Source organism: Nonomuraea sp. NPDC050404, from assembly GCF_040655495.1.
Taxonomy (GTDB): domain Bacteria; phylum Actinomycetota; class Actinomycetes; order Streptosporangiales; family Streptosporangiaceae; genus Nonomuraea.
Window position 1 is genome coordinate 136,751 of sequence record NZ_JBFAKB010000006.1, and the last position, 16,779, is coordinate 153,529.

Annotated in this window: 17 protein-coding genes; 6 read left to right on the forward strand and 11 right to left on the reverse strand. The window is 71.0% G+C overall.

Annotation, left to right across the window (positions count from 1 at the left end; genetic code table 11):
• Positions 1–129 carry a hypothetical protein gene (locus tag AB0I81_RS17830; RefSeq protein WP_360657546.1) on the forward strand — a complete coding sequence of 43 codons (129 nt, stop codon included), beginning with the start codon at positions 1–3 and terminating at the stop codon, positions 127–129.
• Positions 130–390: 261 nt separating this feature from the next.
• Here the strand turns inward: AB0I81_RS17830 and AB0I81_RS17835 are convergent, their stop codons facing one another.
• The 3 genes from AB0I81_RS17835 to AB0I81_RS17845 all read right to left on the reverse strand — a co-directional run bounded on the left by AB0I81_RS17835 (position 391) and on the right by AB0I81_RS17845 (position 2,586).
• Positions 391–624: a hypothetical protein gene (locus AB0I81_RS17835; RefSeq protein WP_360657549.1), complete on the reverse strand. Its 234-nt coding sequence runs from the start codon at positions 622–624 to the stop codon at positions 391–393.
• Positions 625–718: 94 nt separating this feature from the next.
• Complete coding sequence (locus tag AB0I81_RS17840; RefSeq protein ID WP_360657552.1) at positions 719–1,642, reverse strand: exodeoxyribonuclease III; 924 nt, start codon at positions 1,640–1,642, stop codon at positions 719–721.
• Positions 1,643–1,809: 167 nt separating this feature from the next.
• Positions 1,810–2,586 carry a hypothetical protein gene (locus AB0I81_RS17845; protein WP_360657555.1) on the reverse strand — a complete coding sequence of 259 codons (777 nt, stop codon included), beginning with the start codon at positions 2,584–2,586 and terminating at the stop codon, positions 1,810–1,812.
• Between the two features lie 156 nt (positions 2,587–2,742).
• On the opposite strand from AB0I81_RS17845, the gene AB0I81_RS17850 reads away from it, so the two are divergent.
• Positions 2,743–3,471 (forward strand): AfsR/SARP family transcriptional regulator, encoded by a 729-nt coding sequence (locus AB0I81_RS17850; RefSeq protein WP_360657558.1) that lies wholly within the window; start codon positions 2,743–2,745, stop codon positions 3,469–3,471.
• Positions 3,472–3,604: 133 nt separating this feature from the next.
• Here AB0I81_RS17850 and AB0I81_RS17855 read toward each other — a convergent pair whose 3' ends face one another.
• Positions 3,605–6,598, reverse strand: a complete 2,994-nt coding sequence (locus AB0I81_RS17855) for a BTAD domain-containing putative transcriptional regulator (RefSeq protein ID WP_360657561.1) — start codon at positions 6,596–6,598, stop codon at positions 3,605–3,607.
• Positions 6,599–6,652: 54 nt separating this feature from the next.
• The gene (locus AB0I81_RS17860) at positions 6,653–7,276 is read right to left on the reverse strand and encodes a hypothetical protein (RefSeq protein ID WP_360658603.1); all 624 of its coding nucleotides are present in this window, start codon (positions 7,274–7,276) and stop codon (positions 6,653–6,655) included.
• Positions 7,277–7,297: 21 nt separating this feature from the next.
• On the opposite strand from AB0I81_RS17860, the gene AB0I81_RS17865 reads away from it, so the two are divergent.
• Positions 7,298–7,462 carry a hypothetical protein gene (locus AB0I81_RS17865; RefSeq protein WP_360658635.1) on the forward strand — a complete coding sequence of 55 codons (165 nt, stop codon included), beginning with the start codon at positions 7,298–7,300 and terminating at the stop codon, positions 7,460–7,462.
• Here the strand turns inward: AB0I81_RS17865 and AB0I81_RS17870 are convergent.
• Positions 7,438–9,000, reverse strand: a complete 1,563-nt coding sequence (locus AB0I81_RS17870) for an ABC transporter substrate-binding protein (RefSeq protein WP_360657564.1) — start codon at positions 8,998–9,000, stop codon at positions 7,438–7,440. The two genes, AB0I81_RS17865 and AB0I81_RS17870, sit on opposite strands and share 25 nt — an antisense overlap.
• A gap of 199 nt (positions 9,001–9,199) precedes the next feature.
• Between AB0I81_RS17870 and AB0I81_RS17875 the strand changes: the two genes are divergently transcribed.
• Both AB0I81_RS17875 and AB0I81_RS17880 read left to right on the forward strand, forming a co-directional pair.
• Positions 9,200–11,080 carry a nitrate- and nitrite sensing domain-containing protein gene (locus tag AB0I81_RS17875; RefSeq protein WP_360657567.1) on the forward strand — a complete coding sequence of 627 codons (1,881 nt, stop codon included), beginning with the start codon at positions 9,200–9,202 and terminating at the stop codon, positions 11,078–11,080.
• Entirely contained in the window at positions 11,073–11,429 is a 357-nt protein-coding gene (locus AB0I81_RS17880; protein WP_360657570.1) for a DUF742 domain-containing protein, read from the forward strand. Before AB0I81_RS17875 ends, AB0I81_RS17880 begins: the two co-directional genes overlap by 8 nt.
• Here AB0I81_RS17880 and AB0I81_RS17885 read toward each other — a convergent pair.
• Positions 11,407–12,795: an MFS transporter gene (locus tag AB0I81_RS17885; protein ID WP_360657573.1), complete on the reverse strand. Its 1,389-nt coding sequence runs from the start codon at positions 12,793–12,795 to the stop codon at positions 11,407–11,409. The genes AB0I81_RS17880 and AB0I81_RS17885 overlap by 23 nt on opposite strands.
• Positions 12,796–12,870: 75 nt before the next feature.
• Here AB0I81_RS17885 and AB0I81_RS17890 point away from each other — a divergent pair, with 75 nt between their 5' ends.
• Positions 12,871–13,350: a MarR family transcriptional regulator gene (locus AB0I81_RS17890; RefSeq protein WP_360657576.1), complete on the forward strand. Its 480-nt coding sequence runs from the start codon at positions 12,871–12,873 to the stop codon at positions 13,348–13,350.
• Here the strand turns inward: AB0I81_RS17890 and AB0I81_RS17895 are convergent.
• Genes AB0I81_RS17895 through AB0I81_RS17910 form a run of 4 tightly spaced genes read right to left on the reverse strand, consistent with a single transcriptional unit; the run spans position 13,320 to position 16,778 of the window.
• Positions 13,320–14,192 carry an ABC transporter ATP-binding protein gene (locus AB0I81_RS17895; RefSeq protein WP_360657579.1) on the reverse strand — a complete coding sequence of 291 codons (873 nt, stop codon included), beginning with the start codon at positions 14,190–14,192 and terminating at the stop codon, positions 13,320–13,322. The genes AB0I81_RS17890 and AB0I81_RS17895 overlap by 31 nt on opposite strands.
• On the reverse strand, positions 14,189–14,920 hold the full coding sequence (locus AB0I81_RS17900; RefSeq protein ID WP_360657582.1) for an ATP-binding cassette domain-containing protein: 732 nt from the start codon (positions 14,918–14,920) through the stop codon (positions 14,189–14,191). The genes AB0I81_RS17895 and AB0I81_RS17900 overlap by 4 nt, the downstream gene beginning before the upstream one ends.
• Positions 14,917–15,765 carry an ABC transporter permease gene (locus tag AB0I81_RS17905; RefSeq protein WP_360657585.1) on the reverse strand — a complete coding sequence of 283 codons (849 nt, stop codon included), beginning with the start codon at positions 15,763–15,765 and terminating at the stop codon, positions 14,917–14,919. The genes AB0I81_RS17900 and AB0I81_RS17905 overlap by 4 nt, the downstream gene beginning before the upstream one ends.
• A complete protein-coding gene (locus tag AB0I81_RS17910; protein WP_360657588.1) occupies positions 15,762–16,778 on the reverse strand; it encodes an ABC transporter permease in 1,017 nt (338 codons plus the stop codon). The genes AB0I81_RS17905 and AB0I81_RS17910 overlap by 4 nt, the downstream gene beginning before the upstream one ends.
• Position 16,779 lies beyond the last annotated feature (1 nt).

Sequence of the window (16,779 nt, forward strand, 5' to 3'; positions counted from 1 at the left end):
ATGAGCGTTGTGACGACCACGCCGCCGCAGGTGAACCAGGCCAGGGCCAAGGGGCAAGGGGCGGGCCGTGGTCACGGCATGAGCGTTGTGACGACGACGACGCCGCAGGTGAACCAGGCCAGGGTCTAGGGGCGAACCGTGGTCACGGCTTGGGCGCTGCGCCGCTACTACCGCCGCAGGTGAGCCAGACCGGCCCCGGAGGGGTTGCGGTGATCGCGGCTCAGGTGCCAGCGCCGGGGCAGCCGTGGTGGTGGTCCGGGTGGGGCGCCGAATCGGCCCTGGTCATTAGCGCGGGCTCGGCGTCACCGTCACATGTGGGCCGGGCCGGCGGCAGGGTGGCCCTGTTCGCGGTAGTGGTGCCGCGAACAGGGCCGCGGCGCCGGCCGCCAGCTACATCTGGCGGTTGAGGTTGAGTGCGAGCCAGATCACGAAGATCGCGAGAAGGGTGACGCCGATCATCGACTTCGCGGCGTTGTGAGCGACTTCCTTCCTGGCCAGGACCTGCCTGGCGCTCTGCTTCCACACCTGCCGCATAATGATCATGGACTGGAAGCGGCGGCCGAGGGCGAACACGGCGAGCCCGATCAGGATGAATAAGATGACGCGACCATCTGCAGGTTCCACGGAGCTTCCCCCTCGTGGTCCTTGAGAGTTAATTAACGCCCCCGAAACTTTCGAGAACTCAGGATACTCGGACGACAGCGATTTGTGACTGAATTTACGGTTCCAGGTCCACCACGATCGGCGCATGATCGGACGGGCCCTTCCCCTTGCGGGCCTCCCGATCCACGTACGCCGCCCGCACCCGCCCGGCCACCTCCTCGCTCGCGTACACCAGGTCGATCCGCATGCCCTTGTTCTGGTGGAACATCCCGGCCCGATAGTCCCAGTACGTGAACGGATGCGGCCCCTTCATCGGTGTCGGCACCACGTCGAACAGCCCGAGCGCCCGCAGGTCGGCCAGCGCCTGCCGTTCGGCGGGGGTGACGTGGGTCGCGCCGACGAACAGGGCCGGATCCCACACGTCGGCGTCCGTGGGCGCCACGTTGTAGTCGCCGCTGGCCACCACCGGCCCGGCCGCCACCTCGGCGGCGAGGGCCTGCCTGAGCGCGGCGAACCAGTCGAGCTTGTAGGCGTAGTGGGGGGAGTCCAGTGTGCGGCCGTTGGGCGCGTACAGGGACCAGACCCGCACCCCGCCACAGGTGGCACCGATGGCGCGCGCTTCGGGGAGGGCAGCGCCAGAGGCTGACTCTCCACCGACGGCGCGCGCTTCGGACTGAGCCGTGCCAACGCCCGCCTCTCCCCCGACGGCGCGCGCTTCCGGCGGAGCCGTGCCGAAGCCCGCCTCTCCCCCGACGGCGGGCGCTTCCGGCTGAGCCGTGCTGAAGCCCGGTTCTCCCGGGAAACCGAGTGTCACGTCCTCCAGCCCGACCCTGGACAGCAGCGCCACGCCGTTCCAGCGGCCGTCGCCGTGGGCGGCCGTGAGGTAGCCCAGCTCGCCCACCTCCGCCACGGGGAACGCCCCAGCGGCGCATTTGGTCTCCTGCAGGCACACGACGTCAGGCGAGGTGTCAGCCAGCCATTCGAGCAGGCGGGGCAGCCGTGCCTTGACCGAGTTCACGTTCCAGGTAGCCAGGCGCATCTTCCCAGACTGCCACCGGAGCGGCCGTTTCCGGGACAGGCCCCCCGACCGGAACATCACAAACAGGAACACGGCAACAGGACCACGGCGACAGGACCATCGACACGGCAAAGGGCCGGGCGGCCCAAGTCCACAGGAGGCCGCCCGGCCCGTTCAGGCAGCCGTGGTCAGCGGCTGGTCCACAGGGGCTTGTTGTCGCTGGAGTAGATGATGACCCGGCCGTCGTCGCTGACGGCGAGCCACGCGCCGGGGTTGCCGGCGGTCTTGGTGCTCCACAACGCCTTGTCGTTGCGGTCGACCACGACCCAGTTGCCCTCCTTCTGCATGATGGAGCGAGCCCCGGGGTGCCCGGCCGTCGGCGTGGTGAAGAGGCTGCGCCGGCCGTCGTACAGGACCGCGTTGCCCTCCTCCTGCTGGATCAGCGTGTAGCGCCCGTTGGCCGACTTGATCGTCTGGCCGGGCCGCAGCACGTCACCGGAGGAGAGCTTGCCGATGGCCTCCTTGGTGGACCACAGCGCCCTGTTGTCCTTGGAGTAGATCACCAGGTTGCCGCTGGAGTTGGGCAGGAGCAGGTACGCACCGGGGTTGCCGGAGGTGGGCGTGGACCACAGCGGCTTGTTGCCGAGCCCGTAGATGACCAGGTTGCCCTCCTTCTGCATGGTCGTCCTGGCGCCGGGGTTGCCGGAGGTGGGCGAGGTCCACAGGGCCTTGGTGCCGTCGTAGAACACCAGGTTCCCCTGCGCCTGCTGAACGAGCTTGAACCGGCCGCCGCCCGAGGTCAGCGACTGTCCGGGCAGCAGCCACTCGCCGGGGGTGAGTTTGTTGTCAGCGGCGGTGGCGGACACGGCGACGGCGGCGTTGCCCGGCTGCGCCATGGCGAGGGCGACCGGCCCCGCGAGGAGCGAGCCCGCCAGGGCGGCGATCGCGGCCTTCTTCGTGATCAACGTATGTCTCTTCCTGTATGGGCGAAGATCGTGAGCCAAGACCATGACAGAGCTCGTTGGCGTTCCGTTGGCACCCGAGCGCGGGCGGGTTTCGCCAACACCGGCGCGGGAAGGACTTTTAGCCGCGTTTTAGTGCCGGGGAGCATCCTGTGACAGGTGGATCACTTGGAGTTTCGCCTGCTCGGGTCCATTGACGCCTGTGTAGGGGGACGCCGCCTGGAACTCGGGCCGCGTAAGCGTCGTTACGTACTGGCCGCGCTGCTGCTGGACCTGAACCGTCCGGTCCCGGTGGAGCGGCTGATCGACGCCGTGTGGGAAGGCGACCCCCCTGACAGTGCGCGGATGACCGTGCAGGGACACGTGTACAGGCTGCGCCGCTCCCTGGTGGGCGCGCAGGTGGAGACCGATGCGTCCGGCTATGTGCTGCGGGCGGATCCCGACTGGGTGGACGCTCAGCGCTTCCGGCGGCTGCTCTGCCAGGCCGGCAAGGTGGGTGACGAGGCCGGCGCCGATCTGCTGGAGGAGGCGCTGATGTTGTGGCGCGGGCCCGCGCTGGGGGAGTCGGGCGGTGGCAAGTCGCTGGCCGTGGCGGCGGTGGAGCTGGAGGAGGCGCGGCTGACGGCCGTGGAGGAGCTGGCGCGCCGCCGGCTGCGGCTGGGCCAGCCGGAGCGGGCCGTCGCGCCGCTGCGCGCGATCGTGACGGGCGCGCCGCATCAGGAACGGCTGGTGTCGCTGCTCATGACGGCCTTCTACCGGGTGGGACGGCAGGCCGAGGCCCTGGAGCTGTACGAGCGCACCCGCCGCCTGCTGGCCGACCAGCTCGGCGTGGATCCGGGGCGCGAACTGCGGACCACGTTCGAATCACTGCTCACCGCCCGGGTCTGACACCGGCCAAAATCAAAACAGAGCCGCCCGGGTCTCACACCGCCCGAACAGAGCCGCCCGGGTCTCACACCGCCAGAACAGAGCCGCCCGGGTCTCACACCGGCCAAAGCCAAACAGAGCCGCCCGGTCTGGATCAAAGGTCCAGTACGGCCCGCGCCGCCGCCTCGTCCAGCCGGTGTCCGAACTGCCGATGCAGCTCCAAGGCCCTGCGCGCGTCGTCGATCCGGTCCGGGCAAGCCCTGGCCAGCACGGTAAGTGCCTGGCCTTCGAGCTGCCGCATGCCGTACCGGACGGCCGCGTCCAGGGCCTGGCGGGCGTGGGCGGCGGCCTCTTCCGGCCGTCCGCCCTCCATGAGCACCGCGGCCAGCCACACGCGGGCCCGGGTGTCAAGGTAGGGGTAGGCCTTGCCGTGGTAGGCGGCCAGCACCTCCTCCAGCAGCCGGACCCGCTCGTCGGGGCCGAGCGAGACGTCCACGCGGGCGAGCGCGGCGCCGGCCCTGTCGTACCCGCTGCTCGGTCCCCGGTCATCGCCGGCCGCCCGTACGGCCCGGCGGGCGAGTTCGGCGGCCCGCCCGGCGTCGCCCTTGAGGTGCCAGGCCACGGCCGTGCAGGCCAGCGTGTAGGCGAGCTGGGAGCCGCCGGACCCCGCCGCCGCCAGCCCTCGGTCGAACGCCTCCATGGCGGCGCCGACGTCGCCCAGCGACAGCTGGATCTCGCCGAGGACGGCGTGGGCCCTGGCCTGCCCGCCGGGCGGCTCGGCCAGCGCCCGCCGGACGCTGATCGAGCGGAGCTGCCGTTCCAGCGCGTCGCGGGAGCGCCCGGCCCACAGCAGGATCGTCGCGTAGTTCTCCAGCGCCATGGCCAGCTTCGTCGTCGGCTCGTACGCCTCCCACAACCGGATGAGGCGCTCGTGGTTCGCCAGGCTCTCCTGGAGGTTGCCGAGGCTGGCGGTGGCCATGACCAGGTTGCTCAGTGCCAGCAGCGTGCCGGTCTTCCAGCCGATCTCGTCATAGAGGCGGGCCGCGACGCGGGAGTGGCGGACGGCGGGGCGCGGCTCGTTCATCATGAACCTGGCGTTGGCCAGCGTGTGGCGCATGGCGGCCTGACCGGCGCGGTCGCCGATCTGCTCGGCCTCGGCCAGGGCGCGGTCCGCCAGCGCGATGATCACATCGGGCAGGAAGCCGTCGTACATGAACGCCCGCAGGGTCTCCACCAGCCGCCAGAGCAGCCGGCCGGAGGCGTGGTCGATCACGGCGAGGTAGTTGAGCTCCTCGGCATGGAACCAGGCGGTCGCGGCCTCGGCTCCGGCGAACTCCTCGGCGTCGTCGGGAGGGTCGTCGGGGGTCAGCGGGAGCAGCTCGACGGAGGGCGCGTGCAGCCGTGCCACGGCCCGCAGGGTGTGCAGATAGTACGCGTGCAGCCGCCCCGGATCGTCGTCCCCCTCCGTGCAGTGCTCGCGGGCATACAGGGCGACCAGGTCGTGCAGCCGGTAGCGGCCGGGGGCGTGCTCCTCGATCAGGTGGGCCGAGGCGAGCCCGGCCAGCAGGCGTCTGGTCGTGCCCGGGTCGGCGCCGGCCAGGCGGGAGGCGGAGTCGGCGGTGAAGTCGCAGCCGGGCACCAGGCCCAGGCGCCGGAACAGCACCTGGGCCTGCGCGGGCAGCGCCACGTACGAGCTGGCGAAGGCCGTGGCCACGGTCGCCTGCGCGTCGCCCTCGACTGCCAGCGTGCTCCAGCGGTCGGCGTGCAGTTCCTTGATGTACTCGCGCAGTCCGGCCCGGCCGACGAGGTTCGCGCCGGCGATGGCCAGGGCCAGCGGCAGGTGGCCGCACAACTCGGCCAGCTCGGCGGCGGCCTCCGGGTCGGCCTCGATGGGCTCCCTGCCCACCAGGTCGGCCAGCAGGTCGCCGGACTCGCCGGGGCTGAGCGTGCCCAGGCGCACGCCCTGCGCCCCCTGCAGGGCGAGCCCGCGCAGCGCGTCGCGGCTGGTGACGATCACCGCGCAGGAGGAGGTGCCGGGCAGCAAGGGGCGTACCTGCTCGGCGGAGGCCGCGTTGTCCAGCACGAGCAGCACCCGCCGGGTGGCCAGCGTGGAACGGTACAGGTCGAGCTGCTCGGCGGCGCTGCCGGGCGCGGGCACGCCGAGCGCGCCGAGCAGGCGCGGCACCACCCGCTCCGGCGGCACCGGCTCGCCCTGGCCGTATCCGCCCAGGTCGACGTGGAGCTGGCCGTCGGGGTAGTCGGCGGCGAGCCGATAGGCGACGTGCACGGCCAGCGCGGACTTGCCGATGCCGGCCGCCCCCGCCACCACGGCGACGCGCCCGTCGCGCAGCAGGCGCCGCAGCCGCTCGGCCTCCGCCTGCCTGCCGACGAACCTGGCCACGTCCCTGGGGAGCTGGCGCGGCACCAGGGGCCGATGTCCCTGGACGATGCGCTGGTGCAGGTCGCGCAGGCGGGGGCCGGGATCGACGCCCAGCTCCCTGCTCAGCAGCCGCTGCACGTCGTGGAAGATCTTCAGCGCCTCGGCCGGCCGGCCGTCGTGCCATAGCGCCGTCATGGCCAGCGCGTGCGGGGTCTCCCTGAGCGGCTCCTCGTGCCTGACGCCCTGCAGCAGCGTGGGCACCTCGCGGTGGCGGCCCAGCTCGATGAGGGCGGTGGCGTGTTCCTCCAGCAGGTCCCACAACTCGCGCAGCAGCGGCATGCGGACGCGCTGGCGTACCCAGTCGGTGCCGATGCCCTGCAGCGGCTGGCCGCGCCACTGCTCCAGGGCCTGTTCCCAGGCGGCCACGGCCGGCTCGGGGCGGCTCGCCGCGCGCCCGTCGGCGGCCAGGCGGCGGAAGCGTACGAGGTCCACGTCGTCCGGGGGCACGGCCAGCGAGTAGCCGGCGGTCGTGCTGGCGATGCGCTCGCCGAACGTCTTACGCAGCTGGGAGACCTTGAGCTGGACGATGGTCTTCGCGGTCTTGGGCGGGTCGTCCTCCCAAAGGGCGTCGATGAGCCGCTCCACCGGCACGTACGTCCCGTGGTAGGCCGCGAGCAGCCCCAGCACGCACTGCTGCTGCGCCCCCTCGACCGGGACCGGGGCGCCGCCTTCGCACACCTCGACCGGGCCGAGCACGCGGATGTCCATCGCGTGCGAGCATAACCGGTCAAACAGCCTGCATCAGCGCACGGTCACCCACGCTCATCGTGCCGTACGCTCCACGCCCACCGTGATCTCGTTGCCCAGGCGGCGGTCCAGGAGCAGTTCCAGGTCGTCGCCGCTCCAGAACCGGCCGGGGTCGTACCAGTTGGGGCGCCGGCCGGGGGCCAGCAGGCCCATCTCCTCGTAGGTGACGGCCACGACCTCGGCGCAGTAAGCGCTCTCCAGCGTCTGGTCCTTGCGCATCCTGCGCGGGATGCGGCCCTTGGCCCAGCGCGCGGCCATCCTGGCGGTGGAGGGGAACGGGGTGCCGTCGAGCCTGGCCACCGTGCGCAGGGCGGCGTCCTCCATCTCCGGCGTGGCCTCGGGTTCGAGCTGGCGCAACCAGGGGCGCTGGCCGTACTTGTCGGCCCAGACGGTCACCGCGGCGCGCAGGTCGTGCAGTTGCACGCCGCGCTGGTGGGTGCCCGACCACAGGTCGAGCAGCGATCTGCCCAGTTCGGCGTGCCACATCATGGGCGGCAGGTCCTCGATCACGATCGCCATGCCGACGTGGTTGACCGGGCTGTTGGTCATGGTCTGGATGGCGCGGTCGGCCCGGGAACGCCCGCGGAAGATCCACAGGTCGCCGGTCCTCGTCACCTTGACGGCTTCGTCGAGAGTCAGCACAGGGCTAGCCTAGGCAACATGCGCTGGTGGAAGATGCTTGGTCTGGCGGGAATCATGGGTGTCGCGGCCACGGGGGTGGTGATCGCGCGCGCCGAACGCCGCCGCCGCGCCTACACCCCCGAGGAGATCAGGACGCGGCTGCGGGAAAGAGTGAACGATCAGCCCGAGGGCCTCAAGTCGTAGACGAAGACCACGTCGGGATAGGCGGGGTTGTCCACGTAGCCCTGGATGCCGCCGACGAAGGCGCGCCGTGACCTGACCGTCCAGGGCAGCGCGGCCGCCGCCCGCTGGTCGAGGACCCTGGTCGTGGCCTGCTCGTACGCGCGCTGCGCCGACGGCTTGTCGGTCACCGTCAGCTCCGGGATCGTGCCGATCAGCGCGTCGAGGGTCTGGTCGTTCAGGTAGGACAGGTTCATCACCGGCGGGGTCGCGCTGTGGAAGACGCGGCCGAACCAGGAGTAGCCGTCGGCGTAGTCGGGCCACCAGTACATGACGTAGATGTCCTGGCCGCGCTTCTTGCCCTGCTCCCACTGCGCGTTCCAGTGCATGCCCTCGGCTTCGAGGGTGATGTTGAGCTGCCGCAGCGTCGCCCTCAGCCGCTTGACGAGCACCTGCTCGTCGGCCTCGCCCGCGCCGTAGGTGAGCCGCAGCCGCAGCGGCCGGCCGCCCGGCCCGTATCCGGCCTGCTGCAGCAGGCGGGTGGCGGTGGCCAGGTCCTGCTTCGGTACGCGGTCGGGCACGTGGCCGAGCAGCCCCTCGGGGATGACGCCGCTGGCCGGCATCACCGAGCCCTTGAGCGCCCTGACCAGGCCCCGGTAGTCGAGGGCCTTCTGCACAGCCTTGCGTACCCGGATGTCCTTCATGGGGCCTTCGGCCGTGTTGAACAACATCATCGCCGTGGTGAACGAGGGCCGGTCGGAGGTGCGCAGGCCCGGCGCGGCCGAGGCCTGGGCGTACAGTCGCGGGTCGAGCCGGTCGACGAAGCTCGCCTCGCCGTTCTGCAACATCCGGTACGCCCGTTCGGCGCTGGGCACGGCCTTGTAGTCGATCGTGTTGTAGTGCGGGCGCCGCCACCCGCCCCAGTACCCGTCGTACGCCTTGAGCTGGAGCTCATCCTCCTTGCCCTTGTTCCACCTGGCCACCGTGTACGGCCCGGAGCCGGCGTCCTTGCCCTGCCGGAACCACGCGTTCAGGTCGGGCGCGGCCTTGGTGTCGTAGATGTAGGCCGCGTACCCGGCGGAGGCCACCAGGTCCAGCGGGACGGGGTACTTCAGCGAGAACGTCACCGTGAGCGGCCCCTCGACCCTGATGGAGGCGACCGCGTCCCAGATGTAGGAGGCGCCGGTCTTGGCCTTCATGGTGCGCTCGATGGACGCCTTGACCGCCTCGCCGTCCAGCGGCCTGCCGGTGTGGAAGGTCACGCCGGAGCGCAGGCTGAAGGTCCAGGTCCGGCCGTCGGCCGACGAGCGCCAGGAGGTGGCCAGGCGCGGGGCCGACTTCTTGGTGATGGGGTTCCAGTAGGTGAGCGTCTCGTAGACGTTCTGGAAGGCGATGATCTCGTTGGAGTAGGAGCGGCTGGGGTCCCACTCGGTGACGATGTCGGTGTTCTTGACGTAGACGAACGGCGACTCCCCCACCGGCGCCCGCTGCGGCTCCGGCGGCGTCGCGCAGCCCGCGAGGAGGACCATCGCGGCAGCCGCCACTACGACTCGACGGCGCAACGCAGCTCCCTCTGTGACCGACGTGATTCCCGGGAAACCTACTCCACGATCAACACTAGAGGGACTCGTGTGTCCAAAAGTCCCGAAAAATTGGGCATTCTGGTGATCGGATTGCTATTCTCGGGGCTTGTCCCGTCCGGGGTTGCCAGCTTGGGACCGACCGGAGTGAGGTGCCATGGGTCGCAGCCGAACGATCCGCATGAAGATCATCGGACTCCTACTGGTGCCGCTGACCTCCATGGTGGTGTTGTGGGGAGTCATCACCGCCGTCACCGCGAGTGAGAGCTTGGAGCTGCGTCAGTACAAGACAGTCTGGACGAACCTTCGTCTTCCCGCGTACAAACTGATCAGCGAGATCCAGCGCGAGCGCCTCATCTCGGCCCAGCGCCTGCGCAACGTCGCGGACGAGTCCGCGGTCGCCACGCAGCGCACCCGCACCGACGCCGCCCGGGACTCGTTCCAGCAGCTCTCCACACACTCCAAGGACAGATCGGAAGAGATCAGCACGCAGGTGGACGCGGTGTACACACAAATCGACAGGCTCGATTCGGTCCGAGGTGAGATCGACGCGGGTCTGTCCGACCGTCTGCACACCGTGGAGTCGTACGACGCGATCATCGACACCCTGTTCGGCCTGCACCGGCGGGTCGCGCTGATCGACGACATCCCGATCTACGAGCAGTCGCGCGTGGTCATCGAGATGAGCTACGCCAGGGAACTGCTGAGCAGGGAGCAGGCCATCGGCCTCGGCTCGGTGACGGACTCCGAGCGCAGGTCGTTCACCCAGATCGTGGGCAACAGGCGCTTCCTCATCGACCAGAACCTGGCCGAGCTCGACGCGGAGCTGCGCGACCCCCAGGTCGCCCTCATCTCCTCCCCCGCCTACCAGCGGATGCGGATGATGGAGGACCAGATCATCGCGGGCGTCGCGCCGCAGGGCTGGCTCAGCACCACCGAGGCGCTGAACAAGTCGTTCAACGAGGCCCAGATGCGGGCCAGCACGGTGCTGAACGAGCGTGCCGAGCCGGTGGCCGACCAGGTGTTGTCGCGGGCGTTCCTGCTGGCGGGCACGGCGCTGGCGCTGGTGATCGTGTCGATCGGGTTCTCGCTGCGGATGGGCAACCGGCTCTCCAAGGAGCTTGGCGCGCTGCGACTGGCCGCGCTGGAGGTCTCCCAGGAACGGCTGCCGCACGTGGTCGCCAAGCTGCGCAGGGGCGAGAAGGTCGAGATGCCGGAGTTGTCGGTGGCCAGCACTACGGTCGAGATCGACGACGTGGGCCAGGCGTTCTCCACCGTGCAGCAGACGGCGGTGGAGGCCGCGGTCGGGCAGGCGCAGCTCAGCGAGGGCGTCGGCCATGTCTTCCGCAACCTGGCCAGGCGCAGCCAGACCCTGCTGCACCGCCAGCGCATCCAGCTCGCGGACATGCAGCACCGGGCGACCGACCCCGCGGCGCTGGAGGACCTGTTCAAGCTCGACCACCTCACGACGCGCATGCGCCGCCACGCCGAGGGCCTGATCATCCTGTCGGGCGCCACGCCGGGGCGGGGCTGGAGCCGTCCGGTGCCGCTGCTCGACGTGGCCCGCGGCGCGTCGGCCGAGGTGGAGGACTACCAGCGGGTCGTCGTCGAGCCGATGTCCGGCCAGCGCCTGGCAGGGCCCGTGGTCGGTGACGTGATCCACCTCATCGCCGAACTGATCGAGAACGCCACCGTCTACTCCCCCGCGCACACCTCGGTCATCGTGCGCGGCGAGGCGGCGGCCCGGGGCTTCGCCTTCGAGGTCGAGGACCGCGGGTTCGGGATGGAAGAAGAGGAGCTGGCCGACTACAACGAGCGGCTGGCCAGCCCGCCGGAGTTCGACCTGGCCGACAGCGACCGGCTCGGCCTGTTCGTCGTCTCCCGCCTGGCCGCCAGGCACGACATCCGCGTGACGTTGCGCGGTTCACCATATGGAGGGACCACCGCGATCGTGTTGATCCCGGAAGAGCACGTGGCCGAGCCGGAGCCCGAGGCCCAGAAGACGGCTCCCAAGAACGATTCCGCGTCCGCGCGTCCCATGCGGGTGGTGCGAAGTGACTGAAGAGCGCTGGCTGGATGAGGACGCCGGTCCGATCGTCCCCGCCTATCTGCTCACCCGGGGCCGTACGGTGCCCGCGAGCGAGGCCATCGACCTCATCGCGGTCATCATCACCGCCGGCGGCCTCGCGCCACCTCGCGGTCTCGACCCCGAGCACCTGATCATCATGCAGAAGTGCACCCAGCCCACCCGGCTGGTGGACGTGGCGGCCGAGCTGAACCTGCCCATCGGCGTGGTCCGGGTGCTGGTCGGCGACCTGCACGCGCAACAACTCGTGCAGGTCGAACTGCCGCCGCCCGCCCCGGACGCCAAGGTGCTGCTAGAGGTGATCAGTGGGCTGAAGGCGCTGTGACCCGGTTGAGGTATCCGTACCCGGCCGCGAACAGCGCCGCCACGACGCCCGCCACGGCGGCTGCCCCGAAGACCACCGGGTAGCCGCCGCCCGCGGCCAGGATGGCGGCGATCGCGGCGCCCGCCACACTGCCGCCCAGGATGCGCACCAGGGCGTTCACGCCCGCCGCCACGGCCGTCTTGTCGGCGGCCACGTGCTCGACGGCCATGGTGCCCAGCGCCGCGTAGCCGACGCCGAGCCCGATCCCCATCGCAGAGGACGCCACGTACAGGTGTACGGGGGCGTCGTTCGCGATCACCAGCCACAACGCGGACAGCCCGGTGATCAGCGACCCGGCCGCCACCATGGACGAGGCCGGAAGCCTGCGCATGATCCGGCCCGCGAACAACGAGATCACCAGCATGAACAGGGTGCTGGGCAGCAGGTAGATCCCGACCTGGAGGGTGGAGGCGCCGAATCCGCCGGCCGCCTCCGGCGCCTGGGCGAAGCCGGACATGCCGGTCAGCAGGGTGAAGAAGGAGAAGCCGAGCAGCAGCGAGGAGACCGTCGCGCCGATCGTGCCCCTGTGCACCAGCATCGCCATCTCCACCAGCGGCTCGGCCACCCTGCGCTCGACCAGCACCCAGACGGCCGCGAGCACGGCGGCGGCGGCGAAGAGGCCGAGCACGCCCGGCGAGGTCCAGCCCCACGAGCCGCCCTCGCTGACCGCCAGCAGGAGCGCGATCACCCACGCGGCCAGTAGCGCGGCCCCCAGGAGGTCGGGGCGGCCCTTGACCGGCGGGGCGGCGTCACGTACCAGGAAGGCGACCACGACCAGGGCCGCCAGCGCGATCACGGCCATGATCCAGAAGGCCAGGTGCCAGTCGCCGGAGGCGAGCCCGGCCAGGATCATGCCGCCGCCGCTGCCGAAGCCCATCGTCGCGCTCAGCACCCCGATGCCGGTCGCGAGCTGGTTGCGGGGCACACTGTCGCGTACGACCCCGATCGACAGCGGCACCAGCGCGGACACGAAGCCTTGCAGCACCCGGGCCACGATCAGCCAGGTCAGCGAGGTCGCCAGCGCGGCGATGACCGAGCCGATCACCAGCAGGACCAGGGCGCCGAGGATCATGCGGCGCCTGCCGTACATGTCGCCGAAGCGCGACAGCAGCGGCGTGGCCACCGCGCCCACCAGCAGGCTCAGGGTGAGTGTCCAGCTCACGGCGCTCAACGAGGTGTTCAGCTCCCGTTGCAGCACGGGCAGCAGCGGGACCACGGCGGTGTTCTGCAGCGCGGCGATGGAGGCCGCGAAGGACAACGAGATCACCGCGGGCCAGGGGTTCCCCCGCGAGGTCCGGCGCGGCGCGGGAGCGACGACTGTCGCCATTTCGGCTCTCCTTTAGATAACTTGGGTAAGTAACCGAGAACCGATAATACATACCTAAGTTAGGTAAGCAAGCGGATGGACGAGAATCTGCACCGGACGGTGGCCGCCTATCGCAGGATGGCGACCTCGCTCAACCGTGCCAAGACGCATGAACGGCTGACCGAGGCCGCGGGTGTCCGGCTGGACCGGCCGGACGTCCAGATCCTCGTCGATCTGCTGGACGCGGGCGAACCCCGCAGGGTCGGCGTGATCGCCGCGAGCCTGCAGGTGGAGAGCCCGCACGTGACCCGGCACGTGGCCGCGCTGGAGCAGCGCGGCCTGGTCGAGCGGGTACGCGACCCCGACGACGGCCGGGCCTGGCGCATCGCGCTCACCGAGATGGGGGCCGAGGCGGCCGCCAAGTGCCGCAAGGCCACCTCCGAGTGGTTCGAGGCCGCCATGGCCGGCTGGCAGGAGGCGGACAGGGCGGACCTGGCCAGGCTGCTGGGCAAGCTGTCGGACGACCTGTGCGCACACCTCAAGGCTCAGGCGGACAGTACGTCCTCCGCGCGGTGACAGGCCACCTGGCGGCCCCGCAGGTCCCGTAGTTCGGGGGCGCGCTCGCAGTCCGGCACCGCCAGCGGGCAGCGCAGCCGGAACGGGCAGCCGGTCGCGGCGGGCACGGCCTCGGTCCTGACGCCCGCCTCCGGCGGCGGGCCGCCGAGCCTGGGCACGGCGTCCCGCAGCGCCCCGGTGTAGGGGTGGGCCGGGTTCGCCAGGAGTTCGGAGGTCGGGCCCGACTCGACGACGCGGCCGGCGAAGAGCACGTACGAGGTACGGCAGAGCCGTTCCACCACGGCCAGGTTGTGCGTGATGAGCAGGCGCTCGGCCGTCAGCGACTCCAGCAGGTCCAGGATCCTGGCCTGGACGGTGACGTCGAGCGCGCTGGTGGGCTCGTCCAGGATGAGCAGGCGCGGGCCGACGGCCAGGGCACGGGCGATCACCACGCGCTGGCGCTGGCCGCCCGAGAGCTGGTGGGGGCGGCGGGCCGCCAGTTCGGGGTCGAGGCCGACCTGTTCCAGCAGGTCGGGCACGCGGGAGCGGGCCGCGCGCGGCAGCGCCTCGGCGATGGAGCCGCCGATGCGCATCCTGGGGTCGAGGGCCTCGGCCTGGAAGACGGGCTGGACGTCCTTCCGGAACTTCCGCAGGTCCGCTTTTTTCAGGGTTTGATCGCCGTAGAGGATATTTCCGGACATGGGGCTCAGGAGGCCCAGGAACGCGCGTGCCAGCGTCGTCTTGCCCGAGCCGCTCTCCCCGATCAGGCCCACGCCGCCCCCGGTGATGTCGAGGCTCACGTCGTGCACGACGGCGTGGCGGCCGTACCCGAGTGTCACCCGATCGGCCCTGAGCAGGGTCATGGCAGGGCCTCCAGCAGCTCGCGGGTGTAGGGATGGGACGGCTCGGCCAGCACCTCGGCGGCGCGCCCCGACTCCACCACCGCGCCGTCCTTCATGACCAGCACCCGGTCGGCGATCGTGGAGACCAGGGCCAGGTCGTGGGAGACCAGCAGGAGCGCCAGGTCCCGCTCGGCGCGCAGGCCGCGCAGCACGCCGGCCACCTCGGCCTGTACGGTCACGTCCAGCGCGCTGGTGGGCTCGTCGGCCAGGATCACCTCCGCGCCGAGCGCGATGGCCAGCGCGATGGCGAAGCGCTGGGCCTGGCCGCCGGAGACCTCGTGGGGGTAGCGGCGCAGGATCCCGGGGTCGAGCAGGACCGCCTCCAGGGCCTTGGCCTGATCCACCTTTTCGCGGCCGTGCAGCTTCAGTGCTCGGCTCATCAGGGTGCCCAGGCGGGTGGCGGGGGCGAGCGCGGCCTGCGGGGACTGCATCACCAGGGCCGCCCGCGCGCCCCTGATCTCGCGCAGGGCGCGCGGGGAGGCCGTGAGCACGTCCACGCCGCACACCCGTACATGTCCCGAAATTTCGGCATCTGGGGTGAGGCCGAGGAGCGTGAGCAGCGTCGTGGACTTGCCCGAACCGCTCTCCCCCACGATCGCCACGCACTCCCCCGCGCCGACGTCGAGTTGCGGCACGTCAGCCACCAGCCGCCCGCCGTAGCGCACCTGGAGATCGCGTACCTCGATCATTTGACCGCCCTTCGCGGGTCCAGCGCGTTGCGCAGCCCCTCACCCAGCACGTTGAACGCGAACGCCGTCAGCAGGATCGCCAGGCCGGGGAAGGTGACCACCCACCAGTTTGTGGTGAAAAGCGTCTGTCCCTGCTGGACCATCAGCCCCCACTCCGCCGTCGGCTCCTGCGCGCCCAGCCCCAGGTACGACAGCGCCGCCGAGGTCAGGATCACCCCGCCCGCGTCCAGCGAGAGCTGCACCAGGACGGGGGTGAGCGAGTTGGGCAGCACGTGCCGCAGGATGATCAGCGGGGCCGGCACGCCGAGGCAGCGGGCGGCGTCCACGTACGGGCGGGTGGCGATCGAGGCGGCGACGGAGGCGGACAGCCGCGCGTACCAGGGCCACCAGGTCACCGCGATGGCCAGGATCACGGTGTTCACGCTCGGCTGCAACACGACCGCCAGGGCCAGGGACAGCAGCAGCGCGGGGAAGGCCAGGAACACGTCCGTGATCCGCATGATCAGGTCTCTGAGCAGGCCGCCCGCGTAGCCGGCGACCACGCCGAGCGCGACCCCGAACACCGCCGAGACGCCCAGCACGGCCCCGGCGATGAGCAGCGAGGTGCGCCCGCCGTACAGGATCCTCGTGAGCACGTCCCTGCCGACCTGGTCGGTGCCGAACCAGTGGGCGGCGTCGGGCGGCTGCAGGCGCTCCAGCGGGCGCGGCTCGTCCAGCGGGTACGGCGCCAGCCAGGGGGCCAGCAGCGCCGCCAGCACGATGAGCACGATCAGCAGGGCGCCGAACGCGGCGAACCGGTCCGGGATCCTGGGCAGCGTGCGGCGCAGCGGTTGCACGTCCGTCATCGGGACCTCGTCCTCGGATCGACGACGCCCTGGAGGAGATCGACGACCAGGTTCGCCAGCACGTACACCAGCGCGACCAGCAGCGTGACGCCCGCGATGGCCGGGGTGTCCAGCGAGCGGATCGACTCGGCGGCGTAGCGGCCCAGGCCCGGCCAGTTGAAGACGGCCTCGACGAGGAAGCCGTTGACGATCGCGTACGCGAAGACCAGCGCGATCAGCGACAACACCGGGTTGAGCGCGGGGCGCAGGGCGAACTTCGTCAGGATGGAGGTCTCGCCGAACCCCAGCGCGCGTTCCATCCTGGCGTGGTCCTGGCCGGACTCCTCGATGAGGGCGGCCCTGGTCATCTGGGCGATCACGCCCGTGGGGTAGGCGGCCACGACCAGGGCGGGCAGCACCAGGTGTCGCAGGGTGCTGGTGAAGATGGGCCAGTTTCCGGTGATGAGGGCGTCGACGATGGTGATGTTCGTCCAGAGGGTGAGCGGGCTGGTGGTGTCGAGGGCGGAGTCGTACTCGCCGGCGACCGGGAACCAGCCGAGGTTGCTGGCGAAGATCGTCTGGAGCGCCAGGGCCAGCCAGAAGACGGGTACGGAGACGGCCAGCATGCCGCCGAGCCGTACCCCAAAGTCCGGAAATTTCGTCTTATGGCGGGCGGCGAGCACGCCGAGCGGGATGCCGGCGGCGACCGCGATGACCAGCGCCGCGCCGACCAGCTCCAGCGAGGCAGGGAAGGCGAGGTAGAGGTCGTCGCGCACCGGCTGCCTGGTGCGCAGGCTGATCCCCCAGTCGCCGGTGACCAGGTCGCGCACATAGTTCCAGAGCTGCACGGGCAGCGGGTCGTCCAGCCCGAACCTGGCCCTGGCCGCGGCGAGCTGCTCGGGCGTGGCCCTCGGCCCGGCGAAGGCCACCGCCGGATCGCCGGGCACCAGCCGCATGATCGCGAACGTGAGCACGACCACGCCGGCCACGACCAGGAGTGCCTGGCCGAGCCGGCGGGCCAGATAGCGCGGCATG